Source organism: Amycolatopsis sp. QT-25, assembly GCF_029369745.1.
GTDB lineage: Bacteria > Actinomycetota > Actinomycetes > Mycobacteriales > Pseudonocardiaceae > Amycolatopsis.
In genome coordinates this window covers 7,360,203-7,378,223 of the sequence record NZ_CP120210.1, presented here as the reverse complement: position 1 = coordinate 7,378,223, position 18,021 = coordinate 7,360,203, and the positions used below count along the sequence as shown (strand labels likewise).

The 18,021-nt window shown below is 69.0% G+C and carries 14 protein-coding genes; 5 read left to right on the top strand and 9 right to left on the bottom strand.

The features are described from left to right. Positions 1-374 precede the first annotated feature (374 nt). Together P3102_RS34550 and P3102_RS34545 are read left to right on the top strand one after the other, a co-directional pair. A complete protein-coding gene (locus P3102_RS34550) occupies positions 375-2,933 on the top strand; it encodes an ATP-dependent Clp protease ATP-binding subunit (protein WP_276364850.1) in 2,559 nt (852 codons plus the stop codon). A gap of 363 nt (positions 2,934-3,296) precedes the next feature. Continuing rightward, a complete protein-coding gene (locus tag P3102_RS34545; protein ID WP_276364849.1) occupies positions 3,297-5,141 on the top strand; it encodes an Hsp70 family protein in 1,845 nt (614 codons plus the stop codon). Here the strand turns inward: P3102_RS34545 and pcp are convergent, their stop codons facing one another. Both pcp and P3102_RS34535 read right to left on the bottom strand, forming a co-directional pair. After that, the gene (gene pcp, locus P3102_RS34540; protein ID WP_276364848.1) at positions 5,142-5,777 is read right to left on the bottom strand and encodes a pyroglutamyl-peptidase I; all 636 of its coding nucleotides are present in this window, start codon (positions 5,775-5,777) and stop codon (positions 5,142-5,144) included. It lies immediately after the preceding gene. A gap of 26 nt (positions 5,778-5,803) precedes the next feature. Continuing rightward, complete coding sequence (locus P3102_RS34535) at positions 5,804-7,219, bottom strand: M1 family metallopeptidase (RefSeq protein ID WP_276364847.1); 1,416 nt, start codon at positions 7,217-7,219, stop codon at positions 5,804-5,806. Positions 7,220-7,404: 185 nt separating this feature from the next. Here P3102_RS34535 and P3102_RS34530 point away from each other — a divergent pair, with 185 nt between their 5' ends. Further along, positions 7,405-10,590 carry a BTAD domain-containing putative transcriptional regulator gene (locus P3102_RS34530; protein WP_276364846.1) on the top strand — a complete coding sequence of 1,062 codons (3,186 nt, stop codon included), beginning with the start codon at positions 7,405-7,407 and terminating at the stop codon, positions 10,588-10,590. A 62-nt stretch (positions 10,591-10,652) separates the two neighbouring features. Here the strand turns inward: P3102_RS34530 and P3102_RS34525 are convergent, their stop codons facing one another. Further along, positions 10,653-11,453 (bottom strand): ABC transporter permease, encoded by an 801-nt coding sequence (locus tag P3102_RS34525; RefSeq protein ID WP_276364845.1) that lies wholly within the window; start codon positions 11,451-11,453, stop codon positions 10,653-10,655. Then, positions 11,450-12,427 (bottom strand): ATP-binding cassette domain-containing protein, encoded by a 978-nt coding sequence (locus P3102_RS34520; protein WP_276364844.1) that lies wholly within the window; start codon positions 12,425-12,427, stop codon positions 11,450-11,452. The genes P3102_RS34525 and P3102_RS34520 overlap by 4 nt, the downstream gene beginning before the upstream one ends. Before the next feature lie 146 nt (positions 12,428-12,573). Here P3102_RS34520 and P3102_RS34515 point away from each other — a divergent pair, with 146 nt between their 5' ends. Beyond that, a complete protein-coding gene (locus P3102_RS34515; protein WP_276364843.1) occupies positions 12,574-13,599 on the top strand; it encodes an endonuclease/exonuclease/phosphatase family protein in 1,026 nt (341 codons plus the stop codon). Positions 13,600-13,680: 81 nt separating this feature from the next. Here the strand turns inward: P3102_RS34515 and P3102_RS34510 are convergent, their stop codons facing one another. The 3 genes from P3102_RS34510 to P3102_RS34500 all read right to left on the bottom strand — a co-directional run bounded on the left by P3102_RS34510 (position 13,681) and on the right by P3102_RS34500 (position 16,367). Then, positions 13,681-14,496: a Sir2 family NAD-dependent protein deacetylase gene (locus P3102_RS34510; protein ID WP_276364842.1), complete on the bottom strand. Its 816-nt coding sequence runs from the start codon at positions 14,494-14,496 to the stop codon at positions 13,681-13,683. Then, positions 14,489-14,797 carry an antibiotic biosynthesis monooxygenase gene (locus P3102_RS34505; protein WP_005165349.1) on the bottom strand — a complete coding sequence of 103 codons (309 nt, stop codon included), beginning with the start codon at positions 14,795-14,797 and terminating at the stop codon, positions 14,489-14,491. The genes P3102_RS34510 and P3102_RS34505 overlap by 8 nt, the downstream gene beginning before the upstream one ends. 124 nt (positions 14,798-14,921) lie before the next feature. Next, positions 14,922-16,367, bottom strand: coding sequence for a M1 family metallopeptidase (locus tag P3102_RS34500; protein ID WP_346660153.1), 1,446 nt, complete (start codon positions 16,365-16,367; stop codon positions 14,922-14,924). On the opposite strand from P3102_RS34500, the gene P3102_RS34495 reads away from it, so the two are divergent. Beyond that, positions 16,366-17,163: an alpha/beta hydrolase gene (locus P3102_RS34495; protein ID WP_276364841.1), complete on the top strand. Its 798-nt coding sequence runs from the start codon at positions 16,366-16,368 to the stop codon at positions 17,161-17,163. The two genes, P3102_RS34500 and P3102_RS34495, sit on opposite strands and share 2 nt — an antisense overlap. Here the strand turns inward: P3102_RS34495 and P3102_RS34490 are convergent. Next, a complete protein-coding gene (locus P3102_RS34490) occupies positions 17,145-17,579 on the bottom strand; it encodes a thioredoxin family protein (protein ID WP_276364840.1) in 435 nt (144 codons plus the stop codon). The genes P3102_RS34495 and P3102_RS34490 overlap by 19 nt on opposite strands. Positions 17,580-17,607: 28 nt before the next feature. Beyond that, positions 17,608-17,958 carry a rhodanese-like domain-containing protein gene (locus P3102_RS34485; protein ID WP_276364839.1) on the bottom strand — a complete coding sequence of 117 codons (351 nt, stop codon included), beginning with the start codon at positions 17,956-17,958 and terminating at the stop codon, positions 17,608-17,610. Between the last annotated feature and the right edge of the window lie 63 nt (positions 17,959-18,021).

The following is an 18,021-nucleotide window of genomic DNA, read 5'->3' as shown; positions in this document are numbered from 1 at the left end:
GGGACGCGACAGCGTAGTGTCGAGACACACCGGCCTCCCGTCATTAGGTACGCCTTACCTTACCTGGGATCCGTGACTACTCCGGACGGGTGTCCATCCACCGGGCGGACCCGTGTTCGCGCTCAGCGGACAACGCCCTTCCGGTGGAATCCCGACGCGTGTCCGCACGTTGTGCTTGAGGTAAAGGTGCAGGGCAACCGGAAGATGAAAGCGCGCACGGCCGGAGAACGGCCGGGGCGCGAACGGGCCGCAATCAGCCGTAGTGGTACGCCAGCGCGACCGCATGGCTACTAGAGTGGTCTCACGGTGCTGAATCCATCGCGGTGAAAGCACGATGGAAACGGGCCGCCGTCGCAGCAGTCGAGGGAGTGCACATGTTTGAGAGGTTCACCGACCGCGCGAGGCGGGTGGTCGTCCTGGCCCAAGAAGAAGCCAGGATGCTCAACCACAACTACATCGGCACCGAGCACATCCTCCTGGGTCTGATCCACGAGGGTGAAGGTGTCGCCGCCAAGGCGCTGGAATCGCTGGGCATCGCGCTGGAGGGCGTCCGCCAGCAGGTCGAGGAGATCATCGGCCAGGGGCAGCAGGCCCCGAGCGGGCACATCCCCTTCACCCCGCGGGCCAAGAAGGTGCTTGAGCTGTCGCTGCGCGAAGCGCTGCAGCTCGGCCACAACTACATCGGCACCGAGCACATCCTGCTCGGGCTGATCCGCGAGGGCGAAGGCGTCGCCGCACAGGTGCTCGTCAAGCTCGGCGCGGACCTCAACCGGGTGCGTCAGCAGGTCCTGCAGCTGCTGTCGGGCTACCAGGGTGGCAAGGAGTCGACCGAGACCGGCTCCGGACGCGGTGAAGGCACCCCGTCGTCGTCGCTGGTGCTCGACCAGTTCGGCCGCAACCTGACCGTGCAGGCCCGCGAAGGCAAGCTCGACCCGGTCATCGGCCGCGGCAAGGAGATCGAGCGGGTCATGCAGGTGCTGTCGCGGCGCACCAAGAACAACCCGGTCCTGATCGGTGAGCCCGGTGTCGGCAAGACCGCCGTCGTCGAGGGGCTCGCGCAGAACATCGTCAAGGGCGAGGTGCCCGAGACGCTGAAGGACAAGCAGCTCTACACCCTCGACCTCGGCTCCCTGGTCGCCGGTTCCCGGTACCGCGGTGACTTCGAAGAGCGCCTCAAGAAGGTGCTCAAGGAGATCAAGACCCGCGGCGACATCATCCTGTTCATCGACGAGCTGCACACGCTCGTCGGCGCGGGTGCCGCCGAGGGCGCGATCGACGCCGCCTCGATCCTGAAGCCGATGCTGGCCCGTGGTGAGCTGCAGACGATCGGCGCGACCACGCTCGAGGAGTACCGCAAGTACATCGAGAAGGACGCCGCGCTGGAGCGCCGTTTCCAGCCGATCCAGGTCGGCGAGCCGTCGCTCGAGCACACGATCGAGATCCTGAAGGGTCTCCGCGACCGGTACGAGGCGCACCACCGCGTCTCGATCACCGACGGCGCGCTGGTGCAGGCGGCCACCCTCGCGGACCGCTACATCAACGACCGCTTCCTCCCGGACAAGGCGATCGACCTGATCGACGAGGCCGGCGCCCGGATGCGGATCCGCCGCATGACCGCGCCGCCGGACCTGCGCGAGTTCGACGAGAAGATCGCCGACGTGCGCAGGGACAAGGAGTCGGCGATAGACGCGCAGGACTTCGAGCGCGCCGCCCGCCTCCGTGACGAGGAGAAGACCCTCCTCGGCCAGAAGGGCGAGCGGGAGAAGCAGTGGAAGGACGGCGACCTCGACGTCGTCGCCGAGGTCGACGAGGAGCAGATCGCCGAGGTCCTCGCCAACTGGACCGGCATCCCGGTGTTCAAGCTCACCGAGGAGGAGACCACGCGTCTGCTCCGCATGGAGGACGAGCTGCACAAGCGGATCATCGGCCAGGAGGACGCGGTCAAGGCCGTCTCCCAGGCGATCCGCCGCACCCGTGCCGGCCTGAAAGACCCGAAGCGCCCCTCCGGCTCGTTCATCTTCGCCGGTCCGTCCGGTGTCGGTAAGACCGAGCTGTCCAAGGCGCTCGCGGCGTTCCTATTCGGCGAAGACGACGCGCTCATCCAGATCGACATGGGCGAGTTCCACGACCGCTACACCGCTTCGCGGCTCTTCGGTGCCCCTCCGGGCTACGTCGGCTACGAAGAGGGCGGCCAGCTCACCGAGAAGGTGCGGCGCAAGCCGTTCTCGGTGGTGCTGTTCGACGAGATCGAGAAGGCCCACCAGGAGATCTACAACACGCTCCTGCAGGTCCTCGAAGACGGCCGTCTCACCGACGGCCAGGGTCGTACGGTCGACTTCAAGAACACCGTGCTCATCTTCACCTCGAACCTGGGTACCTCGGACATCTCCAAGTCCGTCTCGCTCGGGTTCTCGCAGGGAGGCGACACCGCCAACCGCTACGAGAAGATGAAGCAAAAGGTCAACGAGGAAATGAAGAAGCATTTCCGGCCCGAGTTCCTGAACCGGATCGACGACATCATCGTCTTCCACCAGCTGACCAAGGACCAGATCATCCAGATGGTCGATCTGATGGCCGCCCGGGTCGAGAAGCAGCTCAAGGCCAAGGACATGGAGCTCGAGCTCACGCCCAAGGCCAAGGCGCTGCTCGCCAAGCGCGGCTTCGACCCCGTGCTGGGCGCGCGGCCGCTGCGTCGCACGATCCAGCGCGAGATCGAGGACCAGCTGTCGGAGAAGATCCTGTTCGGCGAGATCCAGGCAGGCCAGATCATCCTGGTCGACGTCGAAGGCTGGAACGACGAAGAGGGCGAGAAGGACGACAAGGCGCACTTCGTCTTCCGCGGGGAAGCCCGGCCCTCGTCGGTCCCGGACGCCCCGCCGGTGAGCATCGGTGCCGGCTCGACCGAAGAGAGCAGTGAAGCCGAGGGCGAGTAAGCCCCCTCGGTCCCGGAAGTGCCCGTCGCGGGTTTGCCGCGGCGGGCACTTCCGCGTTTCGGCTTCCCGATCACGTGAGTTCCGTGTCCAATCACGCGAGTGCGCTGTCTGATCACGCGAGTTGGCCGTTCAAGCACGCGAGTGCGCTGTCTGATCACGCGAGTTCCGTGTTCAGTCACGCGAGTGCGCCCTTTCCGCACAGAGAGCTTGCGTGCGTGGATGGCGCACTCACGTGATCAGACGGCGCACTCGCGTGATCAGACGGCGCACTCACGTGATCGGGAGGCGCACTCGCGTGATCGGGGGCGGGACTCGCGTGATCGGGGGCGTGAGACGATGCCCTCGGGTCCGGGAGGGGGTCAGGTGGACGTTCTGGCGATCGATTTCGGTACCTCCAGTACGGTGGGGGTGCTTTCGATCCACGGCAGGGGGACGCAGGTCGTCGAGATCGACGGGTCGGTGACGATGTCGTCCGCGATCTACGTCGACAGGGACAACACCGTTTTCGTCGGTCGTGACGCCGAACGCCGGGCCCGGCTGGATCCGAGCCGGTTCGAGGCGAACCCGAAGCGGCGCATCGACGAGGGCGCTCTCCAGCTCGGTGACGTCACGCTGCCCATGGCCGACGCCTTCGCCGCGGTCCTGCGCCGGGTCGGCGAGGAGGCCGAGCTGCTTCTTCAGCGCCCGCCCGCGCAGGTGCGCGTCTCGCATCCCGCGGGCTGGGGCCCGGATCGCAAGCAGATCCTCCGCGACGCCGCGCTCAAAGCCGGTTTCGGTACGACGGTGCTCATTCCCGAGCCGGTCGCCGCCGCCGCGCATTACGCCTCTTTCGACCACGGTCAGCGGCCGCCCGGTCCGATCGCGGTGTACGACCTCGGGGCAGGCACCTTCGACTGCGCGGTCGTCGGTGTCAGCGCCCAGGGATTCGCGGTGCTCGCCGAGGACGGCCTGTCCGATCTCGGCAGTCTCGACATCGACCAGGCACTGCTGGTGCACATCGGCCGTGAGGTGTCGCATTCCGAACCCGCGCGGTGGCAACGGATCCTGCGTCCGCAGTCGGTGAGCGACCGCCGGACGCGCCGGTCGTTGCTGCAGGATGTCCGGGACGCCAAGGAAAGCCTGTCCCGGCACCAGCAGACCGAGATTCCGATGCCGGAGCCGTTCGACGACGTGCGGGTGACGCGGACGGAGCTGGAGGCGCTCGTCCGCCCGAGTTTCCTGCGCAGCGCCGAACTCCTGGCCACCACGATCCGTCGTGCCGGGCTGTCCCCGGACCGGCTCGGCGGCGTCTACCTCGTCGGCGGGCCGAGCCGGATGCCGTTGCTGGCGAGTCTGCTGGCGAATCAGCTCGGGATCGCGCCCACCACGCAGGATCAGCCGGAGACCGCGGTCGCGTTCGGGCTGCACCACGTGCACATGGGCGACGAAGATGCCCAGCTGACCGTGCCCGCCTTCGCGCCGGTCGCGCCGCCGGCGCGGCAGCGGCAACCCCTGCGGCAGCAATCCTGGCAACAACAGCCCGCGCAGCAGCAGCCTGGCCGACAACAGCCCGCGCAGCAGCAGCCTGGCCGACAACAGCCCGCGCAGCAACAGCCGCGCCGCCCGCAGCCGCCACGCTGGACGCCACCCCCGCCCCTGCCGGGCCGGAGCTGGCGGAAGCCCACGACGTACGGCGTCCTCGCCCTCGCGGCGATCGTGACGACGATCGTTTTGCTCACCGGCGGCGAGGAAGAGCCGGTCGCCGCATCGGCCCCGGCGAAACCGGTGAGCTGCGACCATCCGGGGACGAAGGACGCCCAGGGGTTCACGGACTGCCTCCGCCGGATCGCCGCGATCGTCCCGCAGAAGGACGACTGCCGGGAGGCGCCGGACGCGGCCGCCACGGTGGGGGCCGCGGCGGCGGTCACCTGTGTGTTCACCGGCGACAAGGCGTCGAACGCGATCAACTATTACCAGGGCGTCGCGATGGCCGGTCTGGAAGACGGTGTCCGGCAGCGGATGAGCAAGGGCAAACCCGTGGAGGGCACCTGGGCGGCCGGTGGGCTCCGGGGGCGCTACGTGGCGGGCGTAGGCGCGCGAAGCGGCATCGTGCTCTTCGGGGCCGAAGACGCGCCGTTGAGTGCGATGCTCGTCTCGACCCGCAGCGACGGCACAGCGCGGACGACCGCGGAGATGGTCGAGTTCTTCACCGCGCAGCTCAAGCCCTGATCAGTGCAGGGTGCCCGCGGGGGTCGAAAGATCCTCGGTCACCGAAAGCGCGGTGTCGACGATGATCTCCAGCGCTTCCGCCGCGCGGTGCACGGCCAGGCTGGGCGCGGTCGTCCGCGCGGCCTGCTCCGGCGTGTAGGGCACGTGCACGAAACCACCGCGCACGCCGGGAAAGTCGTTGTCCAGCAAGTGCATCAGCCCGTAGAAGACCTGATTGCACACGTACGTCCCGGCGGTGTGCGAGACCGAAGCGGGAAGTCCCGCGTGCTCGATCCCCGCGACGCACGCCTTCACCGGAAGAGTGGTGAAGTAGGCGTTGGGCCCGCCGGGGATCACCGGGACGTCGACGGGTTGTGAGCCCGCGTTGTCCGGGATGCGGGCGTCGATCAGGTTGATCGCGACGCGTTCCGGGGTGACGCCGGAACGGCCGCCCGCCTGTCCGACGCAGACCACCAGTTCCGGCCGGTACTCGTCGATCGCGTCACGCAGAGTGACCAGTGACCGCGAGAACACGCACGGCAGTTCGACGGCCACGGCGTCGTGCCGCCGGCCGGTGAGCAGGGAAACCGCCTGCCACGACGGGTTCACCCGCTCACCGCCGAACGGTTCGAAACCGGTGAGGAGCACTGACGTCATGCCCTCACCCTAACGCGTGACGACGGTCAGGCAGCCGGCTTGAGGTCCCCGGGGTAGAGGAACTCGGGCGCCGGTTTGGTGGCACCGTAGAACCACGCGTCGAAGAAGTCCTGAAGGTTCTTGTGCGCGACGCGTTCGGCGAACTTCTGGAACTCGGGCAGGCTCGCGTTGCCGTCGCGGTGGAGGGCGGGCCACGTCTTGAGGATGCGGTCGAACGCCGCCGCGCCGATGTGGTTCTTGAGCGCGTGCAGTGCCACCGGGCCCTTCGAGTAGACGTACGTGAACTCGTTGCCGGGCCCCATGTCGTACAGCTTCCCGGCCCAGAACCGGTCCGTCGCCTTCTGCACGGCGGTCAGGTAGCGCGCCTTGAGGTCCTGTCCCGACTTCGCCTCGGACCAAAGCCATTCCGCGTACGAGGCGAAGCATTCGTTGAGGCAGACGTCCTTCCACTTGTCGACGGCGACCGAGTCGCCCCACCACTGGTGGGCGTTCTCGTGCACGATCGTCGGGACGTTGCCCGCCGCGCCCGAGTAGATCGGCCTGCTCAGCGTCTCCAGCGAGAAGCCGATCGGCTCGGCGAGGAAGATGCCGCCTGCCGCGTCCACCGGGTATCGCCCGAACTTCGACGCCAGGAAGTCGATGATCTCCGGCAGCCGCGCCTCGGCCTGCTTCGTCGCCGCGGGGGCGCCGGGGGCGTAGGCGTTGACGACCGGGGTGCCGTCGGACAGCTTCGTCCGCTCGACCTCCCATTTGTCGATCGCGACCGTCGTCAGGTACGGCACGGCCGGGGTCTCTTCGGCCCAGACGTAGGTCGTGTTCCTCCCCGAGGTGAACTGCCCGCGCTCGCGGCCGTTCGAGACGACACCCCATTCCGAGGGCACGGTGACCGCGAGATGGAAGGTCGCCTTGTCCCGCGGGGTGTCGTTGACCGGGTACCAGGTGGTCGCGGACTTCGGCTCGCCCGCGACGAACGCGCCGCCGGATTTCGCGTACTGCCAGCCGTTCTCACCCAGCGACGGATCCTCGATCGGCTGCGGGACACCGTGGTAGGCGATCTCGGCGGTGAACCGCTCGTGGTTCCGCAGCGAACGCGCCGGGGTGATCACGAGTTCGTGGTCACCGGTGCGGGTGAAGGCCGCCGTCCGCCCGTCGACCTCGACCGAGTCGACGGTCAGTCCGTGCAGGTCGAGGTTGAACGAGCTCAGCGCCTGCGTGGCCCGGCCGGTGATCCGCTGAAGACCGGTGAGCTGCTTGGTGGCCGGCTCGTAGCCGATTTCCAGGTGGTAGTCGCCGACGTCGTAGCCGCCGTTGCCGTCCTGCGGGTAGTAGCTGTCGCCCGCGCCGTCGGCACCGGGTTTCCCGGTGCCGGCGAGGGCGGTCCCGCCGCCGAAGACACTCGCGGCCAGAACGGTGGCGATGACGGCCGCACTCCGGTACCTCATGCACGCTCCCAGTCGATCGGCTGTGACTTGGTCACGAACGTAGCGCCGTGACCACGGCCGTCCGCCCGGAAAGATCCCTCGTGCCCGGATAATTCCCACTTTCGTCGCTGATCGGAGTCCGGCAGCTCGACAGCGCGCCACAGCCGGTGGGGCTGTCCGTTCGCCGGTTCTGGAAAGCTGGGGGCGTGCGTGTGACGCTGCTGGGCCCGGTCGGAGCGGAGGCCGGTGACGGCACCCCGGTCGACATCGGCGGTGCCCGCCTCCGCATGCTCTTGGCCAGGCTCGCGCTGGACGCCGGCCGCGCGGTCCCGGCGACAGCCCTCATCGACGGTCTCTGGGGCGCGGAGCCGCCCGCCGACGCGGCGAACGCGTTGCAGTCCCTGGTCTCGCGGTTGCGCAAGGTGCTGCGAGTCGAGGGTGTCGCCCTCGACTCCGGGCCCGGCGGTTACCGGCTGGACGTCGCCCGCGAGGACGTCGACGTGTTCCGTTTCGAGCGGTCGGCCGCCGAGGGCCGCGCGGAGCTGGCGGCGGGCCGGGACGCCGGTGCGGCCGCGGTCCTCGCCGAAGCGCTCGGCCTCTGGCGTGGGACGGCGCTGTCCGACGTGCTCGATGCCCCTTTCGCGCAAGCACCGGCGACCCGGTTGGAAGACCTGCGCCTCGAAGCCGCCGAAGATCGCTTCGAAGCGGAGATCCGGCTCGGTGGGCACGGCCGGGTGCTGGCGGAGCTGAAGGAGGCGGCCGCGCGGAACCCGCTGCGGGAACGGCTCGCCGGGCTGTGGATCCGGGCGTTGTGCGCGGCGGACCGGCTGTCCGACGCCCTCGCCGGCTACGAGGAGGTCCGCGCGGCGCTGGCCGATCAGCTCGGGGTCGATCCGTCGGCCGAACTCCAGGAGATCCATCTCGCCGCGTTGCGCGGTGAGCTCGGCCCGCCGCCCGCGGCCGCCGATCATCTGCCGGTGCGGCTGACCAGTTTCGTCGGCCGCGACGACGAGCTCAAACTGGTCGCCGAGCTCCTCGCGGGTGCGCGGCTGGTGACCCTCGTCGGGTCCGGCGGCGCCGGGAAGACGCGGCTGGCCACCGAGGTCGCGACCCGGCATCCGGCGCACGCGCGCGGACGCGTCTGGTTCGTGCCGCTCGCCGGCGTCCGCGACCCCGGCGACCTTCCCGGCGCGGTGTTCGCCGCGCTGGAGCTGTGGGATCTCGGCCTTTCGCACGGTGGCGAGCCGATGCGGCGCCCGGTGGACGCGCTGGCCAGGGCCGTGGAGACGCTCGGGGCCGGCGAATCGGTGCTCGTACTGGACAACTGCGAGCATCTGGTCGACGCGGCCGCGGAGCTGGCGAACACCCTGCTGCGCCGCGTGCCGACACTGCGCATCCTCGCGACGAGCCGCGAGGCGCTGGCCATCGACGGCGAGACGCTGTGCCCGCTCGGCCCGCTCTCCGTCCCGGAGGGGACGCCGACCGTCCCGCAGGCGGCCGAGGCGGGCGCGATCCGGCTGTTCGTCGACAGGGCGGTGGCCGTGCGCCCGGATTTCCTGCTCGACGAGTCCACCGTGGACGACGTCGCGCAGATCTGCCGTCGGCTCGACGGCATGCCGCTGGCACTGGAACTGGCCGCCGCGCGGCTGCGGTCGATGACCGTCGCGCAGATCTCGCAGCGGCTCGACGACCGGTTCCGCCTGCTGACCTCGGGCAGCCGGACGGCGTTGCCGAGGCAGCGCACGTTGCGGGCCGTCGTCGAGTGGAGCTGGGATCTGCTCGACGACGCCGAGCGCGTGCTCGCCAGGCGGCTTTCGGTCTTCGGGGCCGGCGCCGAGGTCGAAGCGGTCGAAGGTGTCTGCGCCGGAGACGGCCTGGCCGCCGAAGACGTCCTGTACGTCCTGGGCTCGCTCGTCGAAAAGTCCATTGTGGACGCCGTCGCCGGTGACCACGGTGAGCCGCGGTACCGCATGCTGGAGACCATCCGGGCGTACGCGGCGGAACGGCTCGACGAGGCCGAAGAGCGAGCACAGCTCACGGAGGCTTATCACCAGTACTACGCCCGGCTCGCCGAGCGGCTGGAGCCGATGCTGCGGACGGCGGATCAGCTCGTCGCCATCTCACGCTACGACGCGGAGCACGGCAATATCGTGACGGCGCTTCGTCAGGCCATCGACGCGGGCGACGCGGACATGGCGACGCGCCTGTTGGGCAACACCTTCTGGTACTGGCTGGTCAAGGGCGACAGCGACCGGGTCGAGTCCTTCGTCGCCGAAGTGCTCGGTTTCGGCGACCGGCTCGACGAGGACTTCGCGGCCGCGTTCCGGGCGATGGGCGAGATCACCTCGATGGTGCCCGGGATCGGCGACCCCGAAGCCGTGCGGATGCTCGTCGACGACTGCGTGCGGACGAACGCGCACAGCCGGTTCGCCGGGCTGGCCATCGGCCTGCCGATGCTGGCGTTCTTCAGCCAGAACAAGGAACTCGCGCATCGCGAAGTCGAGAGGGCGCTGTCGAGCCCGGACCCGTGGGCCAGGGCGGCGGGGTCGTGGGCGCGGAGTTTCGTCCTCGCCGACGACGGCGACCCCGAGGGCGCGGACAGGGCCAGGGACAAGGCCTACGAAGGGTTCACGGCCGTGGGTGATCGCTGGGGCACCGCGATGGCCGTGGGCATGAAGGCGAGCGACATCTCGATGTCGGGCGATCACGACGCCGCGCTCGCGCTGTACCGGCAAGGGCTCGCCCTCGCGCTCGAACTGGGTTCGCAGGACGACGTGATCCAGCAGCGCTGGCGGCTCGCGACGGAGTACGCGCGGGCCGGTGACCTCGAGACGGCGATGCGCGAGATGCGTGACGCGGAGCGCTACGCGATCGACACGGGCAACGACCAGCTCGCGGTGATGGTGCTGGTGGGGAAGGCCGATCTGCTCTGCCGCGCCGGGCGCGTCGACGAGGCGCGCGCGGTCGGCGCCCGGTTCCGGGAGCTGATGGCGACGGTGCCGATGCCGGGCATGTTCGGCGACGAGTACGGCGGGTACATCGACACGGAGATCGCACTGGCCGCCGAAGATCTGGCCGGGGCCGAGCGCGGTGCCGCGATCGTCGTGCAGTCCACCGCGGAACGCGGCGACATGCCCGATCTGGGACGGATCGTCGAGGTCTGCGGCCTGATCCGGTTCCGGCAAGGCAGGCCTGAGGCGGCTGTCCGGCTGCTCGGCGCGGCGAAGCTGCTGCGCGGCAGGCAGGACCTCGGGGAACCCGGCATCCGGAAGCTGATCGAAGACCTCAAGCGACACTTCGGCGAGGAGCGCTACGAAGAACTCCTCGTGCAGGACGCCGGCCTGTCGCGTCCGGACCTGGTGGCCTGGATCCGGCAGGAAGTGAGCGCATGAAGAAGGGCTCCTCACCTCGACGGAGGCAAGGAGCCCTTCACGCGCGTTCCCCCTGACCCCCGTCAGACGCGCTTCCGGTAAGCCCATGTGGCGAGCGGGAAGAAGACCGCGAGCGCGGCCGCCATCCAGATCAGCGCCCCGGTCAGCGGACCGGCCACCGGACCGCCGTTCATCAGCCCGCGCAGCACGTCGGACATCTGCGTCACCGGGCTGATGTCGGCCCACGCCTTCAGCCAGCCGGGCATGGTGCTCGTCCCCACGAACACGTTGCTGCCGAAGGTCAGCGGCATCAGCACCACGAACATCAGGCCCTGCACCGCGCCGGGGCTCTTCACCAGCATTCCGACGAACACCGAAGCCCAGCAGAACGCCAGCGCGAACGCGATGACGAGCACGATCGCCAGCGCGAACTCGGCCGGTCCGGTCTGGATCCGGTAGCCCATGATCGTCGCGACGACCATCAGCACGGCGATGCACACCAGGTACCGCACGATGTCGGCCAGTACGGCGCCGATCAGCGGCGCGGACCGCGCGATCGGCATGGCCCGGAACCGGTCGAACACGCCCTTGGTGACGTCGGTGTTCAGCTGGACCCCGACGGTCATGCTGGCCTGCAGGATGTTGAACACCATGATGCCGGGCACGATCATCTGGAGGTAGTCGTCGATGCTCGGGGCGAGCGCGCCGCCGAACAGGTAGACGAACATGACCAGGAAGATGATCGGCGCGATGGTGACGTCGGCCAGCTGTTCCGGGTTCTTGCGGATCTTCAGAACACCGCGCCAGGCAAGGGAAAGCCCGTGCCGCACGCTGCTCGACGGCGCAACGCGCCGTGGTGGTGCGGGGATGGCGATGGTCGTCATACCAGGCTCCCTTCCGGAGTCGTGTCCTTTGTGGACTCTGCGGTCCTCTTGCCGGTCAGCGCGAGGAACACCTCGTCGAGGCTGGGCAGCCGCAGCGCCAGCTCGTCCGCGGTGATCCCGGCTTCGTCCAGCTTGCGGACCAAGGTGGACAGCAGGACGGGGTCGGCGACGGGCGCGGTGAGCAGCCCGGTGTCGTCGTCCCGGTTCGGCCGGGTCCCGGTGAGCCCGGCCAGGATGCGCTCGACGGCGTCGAGATCGGCGAGCGCGCTCGGCCGGACCTGCAGCGTCTGGCCACCGGTCCGCCGCTTGAGCTCGTCGGCCCGCCCGTTCGCCACGACCTGCCCGTGGTCGAACACGGTGATCGTGTCGGCCAGCTGGTCGGCCTCCTCCAGGTACTGCGTGGTGAGCAGCACCGTCGTGCCGTCCGCGACCAGCGTCCGGACCACGGCCCAGACCTCGTTGCGGGCGTGCGGGTCGAGTCCGGTGGTGGGCTCGTCCAGATACAGCACCTTGGGCCGGCCGACCAGGCTCGCGGCGAGGTCGAGCCGCCGCCGCATCCCGCCCGAGTAGGTCTTGATCGCCCGCCCGGCGGCGCCGGTCAGCTCGAACCGTTCCAGCAGTTCGGCCGCGCGCTTCTTCGCGTCCGCCCTCGAGAACTCCAGCAGCCTGCCGATCAAGACGAGGTTCTCCGTACCGGAAAGGTCCTCGTCGACCGACGCGTATTGCCCGGTCAGCCCGATCATGCTCCGGACCGCCATCGGGTTCTTGACGACGTCGTACCCGAAGACACTCGCGTGGCCGCGGTCCGGCCGGATCAAGGTGGCCAGGATCCGGACGGCGGTCGTCTTCCCCGCGCCGTTCGGCCCCAGCACCCCGACCACCTTGCCCGCCGGGACCTCCAGATCGACCCCGTCGAGCGCCTTCGTCTCCCCATAGTGCTTGACCAGGCCCTCGGCCCTGATCGCGTGCGTCATCGTTTCCTCCTGTGGATCTCGCCCCGTGGACGAAGGTGCACGCCGTACCTGGCAGACCGCGCACAGCGCGCTGGCAGCTGCTGACAGCACCTGACACGGACTGATAGGCGCTGGTAGAGGCCGCGTGAGGAGGTTGTGGAGGTGTTGTGGAGACCGCCGTCACCGTGCCGGTGATCGGCATACTCGACGTCATGGTGATCGAAGAACGGGTGGTCCGACCGGCGGGCCTGGGTGCCGGGCGGAAGCTGGCCGGCGGGCTGCTCATCGCGGCGATCGTGCCGTTCGCGGTGCTGACGGCGCTGCGGCTGGTGGGCTACGACGGCAACACCTACACGATCGCGGCGCTCGCGCTGACGCCGTACGCCGGCCTCGCGACGCTGGTGCTCGGCATCCTCGCGCTGGTGGCCCGCCGCTGGTGGACCGCGGCCGTCGCGCTGGTGCTGACCTGCACGATCGCGTCGATGGTGCTGCCTCGCGCCTTCGCGAACGAACAGAAGGCCCTCGGCGGGAAGCACGTCCGCGTACTGGCGTCGAACCTGCTCGGTGGCCAGGAGGATCCGGCGAGAATCGTCGGCTACGTGAAGGAACACCAGGTCGACGTCCTGAGCTTGACCGAGCTGACACCCGAGTCGGTCACCGGGCTCGCACGGGCCGGGTTGTTCGACCTCCTGCCGTACCGCGTGCTGCACCCGGCCGAGTGGGCGTACGGCTCCGGGCTGGTGTCGAAGTACCCGCTCACGCCGCTGAAACTGAGCGGTGATTCGGACGACAAGCAGCCCAGCGCGAGCGTGGACCTCGGCGACGGCGTGCGGATCGAGGTCGTCGCGGTCCATCCGGCGGCGCCGATGTGGGACAGACACGCCTGGGTCGACGAGGCCAAGGATCTGCCCTACGCCGACGCCGAGCACGACATCCGGATCCTGGCGGGCGACTTCAACGCCGGCCTCGACCACGCGCTCTTCCGCGAGCTGCTGACCAGGGGCTACGTGGACGCGGCCGATCAGCTGGGGAGAGGGTTGCGGGGCACCTGGACCAACGGGATGGTGCCGCCGGTGCCGATCGACCACGTGCTGGCGGACAAGCGGACGGCCATCGCGGATTTCAAGGTGCTGGAGACGCCCGGCAGCGACCACGACGCCGTCTACGCCGAGGTCGTACTGCCCGGGAAGTGACCCGCTCGCCCCGGTACAGGAAGGCGCCCTTCCTGTACCGGGGCGCAAGGAAGGGGGTCTTCCTGTACTCGTTCTTACCGCTCACGAGGCGAGCAGCGCGTCCAGTGCCCTGAGCGTTTCGAGGCCGTTGCTCGCCAGTGAAACGCCACGGCCATGCCGGACCTGCGGCTCGCGTGGGTTGATCCGGACCAGGGCACCGCTCGCGGCGCTGGCCAGTTCCGCATAGCGCCGCACCGTCGGTACCGCCTGTCCGGCGCCGAGTTCCACCACCACGAGGTCGCGTTGCGTGCGACGCCACGCGGTCAGCTCGTCGAGCTGGGCTTGGCTGCGCCGGCCGAGCCAGTCGTGGTCGCCGAACATCAGGATGTTGGGCCGGGCAAGGCCGCCGCAGCGCGGACAGGACGGCAACGGCGCCACCGCGCGCATCGTGTCCTCGTCGATCAGGACGTCGATGTCGTCGGCGGGCCAGCTCTCCCCGGTGCACGCGGCAAGGCACTGGAGGTGGTGGATGGACCCGTGCGCTTCGGCGACGTGCGGGTAGCCCGCCTTCTGGAACTGTCCGTCCACATTGGACGTGAAGGCGCGCGTGCCACCGGGTTTGCGTGCTCCCCAGGACAACAGGAGGCCGAAGCCGTCGTGCGGGACGGTGCCGCGGTACAGCGCGAGCCGGTGCCCGTAGAAACCCCAGGCCAGTTCGGGATCTTCGGCGAAATGCCGCGGGTCGGCGAGTTCGACGAAACTGATGCCCAGCCGCTCGTACGGCGGATACGCCGTCCAGAAACCCTCGTCACCCCGGAAATCGGGCAGGCCGGAGTCGACACCCATCCCGGCGCCGGCGCAGACGAGCAACGCGCCGGCGCCGTCGATCAGTTCCGCGGCTCGTTCGAGCTCACTCACCCGGCTTCGAAGCCTGGACGACCTCGAATTCCAGCAGGTTCGCGCCGCTGGAAACCGGCTTCGCGCGCTCGCCCGCGTGCGCCTCACGCGCCGGGCCGGACGCCCACGCCTGGTACGCCTCTTCGGACTCCCACTTGGTGTAGACGAAGTAGCGCGACTCGCCGGAGACCGGGCGGAGCAGCTCGAAGCCGAGGAAGCCGGGCTGATTGTCGACGGCGTGCAGCCGCGCGGCGAACCGCTTCTCCAGCTCGGGGCCCGCGCCTTCGGGTACTTCGATCGCGTTGATCTTCACGACAGCCATGCCGCCAGCCTACGACGAAACTCTTCAACACCGCGATGTGATGCGGGGGATCTTCCCAGCCGACGCTGCGCCCGTCGACCGGAAGAACCGCACGAAGGTGACTCTCCGTGCCGCAAGTAGGTGACTAATTGCGGTGTAGGGTGCCCGGCAGCAGTTCGGCGTCCGGCGGGATCGCCGTGCCGTGGAACCAGGCGTCGAAGAAGGGCCGCAGGTCCTGCTCGGAGAGCTTGATCGTGAACGCTTCGAAATCCGCCCAGGTCGCGTTGGCGTTCCGGTGCGCCGCCGGCCACTCCTTCAGCAGCCGCGCGAACGCTCCTTCGCCGATCTTCCGCCGCAGCGCGTGGATGGCCAGGATGCCCTTGTCGTAGACGCCGCGGAACTCCTGCCCGGCTCCCATGCCGACCAGTTTCGGCGTCCAGAAGTCCTTGCTGCCGCGCATGATCTCGAGGGCGGCGCGGTAGCGGTCGTCCAGGTTCTCGTTGTCTCGCGATTCCTGCCACAGCCATTGCGCGTACGAGGCGAGGCATTCGTTGAGGCAGATGTCGGACCACGAAGTCAGCGTCACCGAATCGCCGAACCATTGGTGTGCGGTTTCGTGCACCACGGTGATCAGGCCGGCCCATTTCGCGTAGGTGGGCCTGGTCTGGGTTTCCAGGGAGAAATGGATGTCCTCGTCGAGGTAGATGCCGCCCGCCGCGTCCACCGGGTACGGGCCGAACTTCGAGCTCAGGAAGCCGATGATCTCCGGCAGCCGCCTGCCGGTGTCTCGCCGGTCCTCGGCGCCCGGCGCGTACGCGTTGACCACCGGCGTCCCGTCCGGGAGCGCCATCCGGTCGACGGTGAACCTGTCGATCGCCACCGTGGTCAGGTAGGTCGCCACGGGCGTGCGTTCCTGCCACGACGTCGTGCTCCAGCCGTTCGCCGCGGTCTTCTGGATCTCGCGCCCGTTCGAGATGACGGTCCAGCCGTCCGGCACTCGCGCGGTGAGGGTGAACATCGCCTTGTCGCGCGGGGTCTCGTTGACGGGATACCAGAACGACGCCGAATGCGGCTCGCCGACGATGAACGCGCCGCCGTCCTGCGACTTCCGCCAGCCGTTCTCGCTGCCGCCCGCCTTGGGGGTCGCCGACGGGTCGCCGCCGTAGACGATCCTCGTGCGGAAGGTGGTCCCGTCCCGGATCGGCTCGGCGGGGGTGACCACCAGTTCGAATTGGCCCTCGCGGGCGAACTTCGCCGGTTCACCCTCCACTTCGACGGATTGGACCGTCAAGCCGCGTAAGTCCAAGTTGTACCGATTGAGGTCCTGGGTCGCTTTCGCGATCACCGTGGTGTCGCCGTCGAGCCGCCCTTTCGCGGGATCGTAAGTGATCCCGACCTGGTATTCGGCCGCGTCGTAACCGCCGTTGCCGTCCATCGGGTAGTACGGGTCGCCCGCGCCCGAAGCGCCGGGAGCCGGGTTCATCGGCGGCGGCGGTGGGGGCGCGGCCGGAGGAGGGTCGGCGGTGCAGCCGATAATCAGGGCGCAGACGACCCCCAGGACCAGACCGGCGGCGGGGACACGGCTGCGCATGGAGGGGAGCTTAGTGGTGATCCAGCGCGACGGGTTGATCACTTTCGGCGGCGACGGGCCGCCGATCGTCCTTCTGCACGGGCTCATGGGCAGGGCGACGACGTGGTGGCGGGTCGCGCGAAGGCTCGAACCGTACGGGCGTGTCCACGGCCTCGACGCGCGTGGTCACGGCCGCGGGCCGCGTGGCGGGCCCTGGCGCACCGAGCGGTTCGCCGACGACGTCGCGGCGGTGCTGCGGACCTTCGACGAGCCCGCCGTCCTGATCGGGCATTCGATGGGCGGCCTGCACGCCTGGGTCACCGCGGCGATGCATCCCGACCTCGTCCGCGCCGTGGTCTGCGAGGATTTCGCGCCGGATCAGCGTGGCCGGACCGTGGACACCTGGCGCGGGTACTTCGAGTCGTGGCCGGTCCCGTTCCGCTCGCTGGCCCACGTGCGCGAGTTCTTCGGCGAAACCGGTGACTACTTCATCGAATGCGTCGAGGAACGTGAAGACGGCTACCACCTGATCGCGTCCCTTTCGCACCTGTACGAGATCGCGGCGGAATGGGGACGGCGCGATTTCTGGGCGTTCGTCGAGCGCGTGAACTGCCCGCTCCTCGCGATCGAAGGCGAACGGACCGCGATGCCACATGGCCAGCAGGCCGAGCTGGCCGCCCGCGTGCCCGGCGGCCTCGGACGCCACACCGTCGTCCAAGGCGCCGGGCACGTGGTGCACGACGAAGCGCCGGAGACCTACCTCGGTGCCGTCGAAGCGTTCCTCTCCGACGTCATCGGTCAGCCCTTCGCCAGCTGAGCGTCGATCCAAGCGCGCAACCGCGCTTCACCCGGGTAACCGATGTTGCGCGAGGACGGCAGTTCGGCGGCGTTGCGGACGCCGACCAGCGTCGGGAGATAGCGGACGTCGTACCGGCTGGACAGCTCCGGGCTCCGGTCGACGTCGACCTCGCCCAGCAGGAACCGGCCGCCGTATTCACCGGCGAGCCGTTCGATCACCGGCTTCATCTGGCGGCACGGCGGGCACCAGGTCGCGCCGAAGTCCATGATGACCAGCTTCTGCCGCGAGATGTTCATGACCTCGGCGTAGTTGGCCGAAGTCACCGTCAGCACGTTCTCGGCCGTCGGCGCGGCGGAAGCCACGCCGGTGCCGAAGCCGGTGACGAGTGCCAGCACGCCGGCCAGCACACAGACGAATCGTTTGAGTTTGGACAAGACGATCTCCTTGGCGGTGAGAGTCCACTCAGGACGAAGACGTGGTCGGCAAACCGTTCGCCACCCAGTCTTCGATGCCTTCGCGGTACTTGCGGACGTTCGTGTACCCGAGTTCCAGCAGGCGCCGTCCGACGAATTCACTGTTGCGGCACGGCGTGTTCGCGCAATAGACGACGATCGCGGCCGTTTTGTCCGGAAGCACCGCCGGTGCCAGGCGGTCGGTGAATTCGGCCGCCTGTTCGTACGGGAATCCCGGAATGTTGCGGGCTTCGGGAAGATGCTCCTTTTCGAAATAGGCGACCGGCATCGTGTCGACCACGATCACCGAGCCGGTCTCCAGTCCGGAGCGCAGTTCCGTACGAGTGATCAACGGCAGCATGGTGCCCCTTTTCCGCAGGCCGTGATGGACGATTCCCATCGTCGGCCGACCGCCGGGACACGC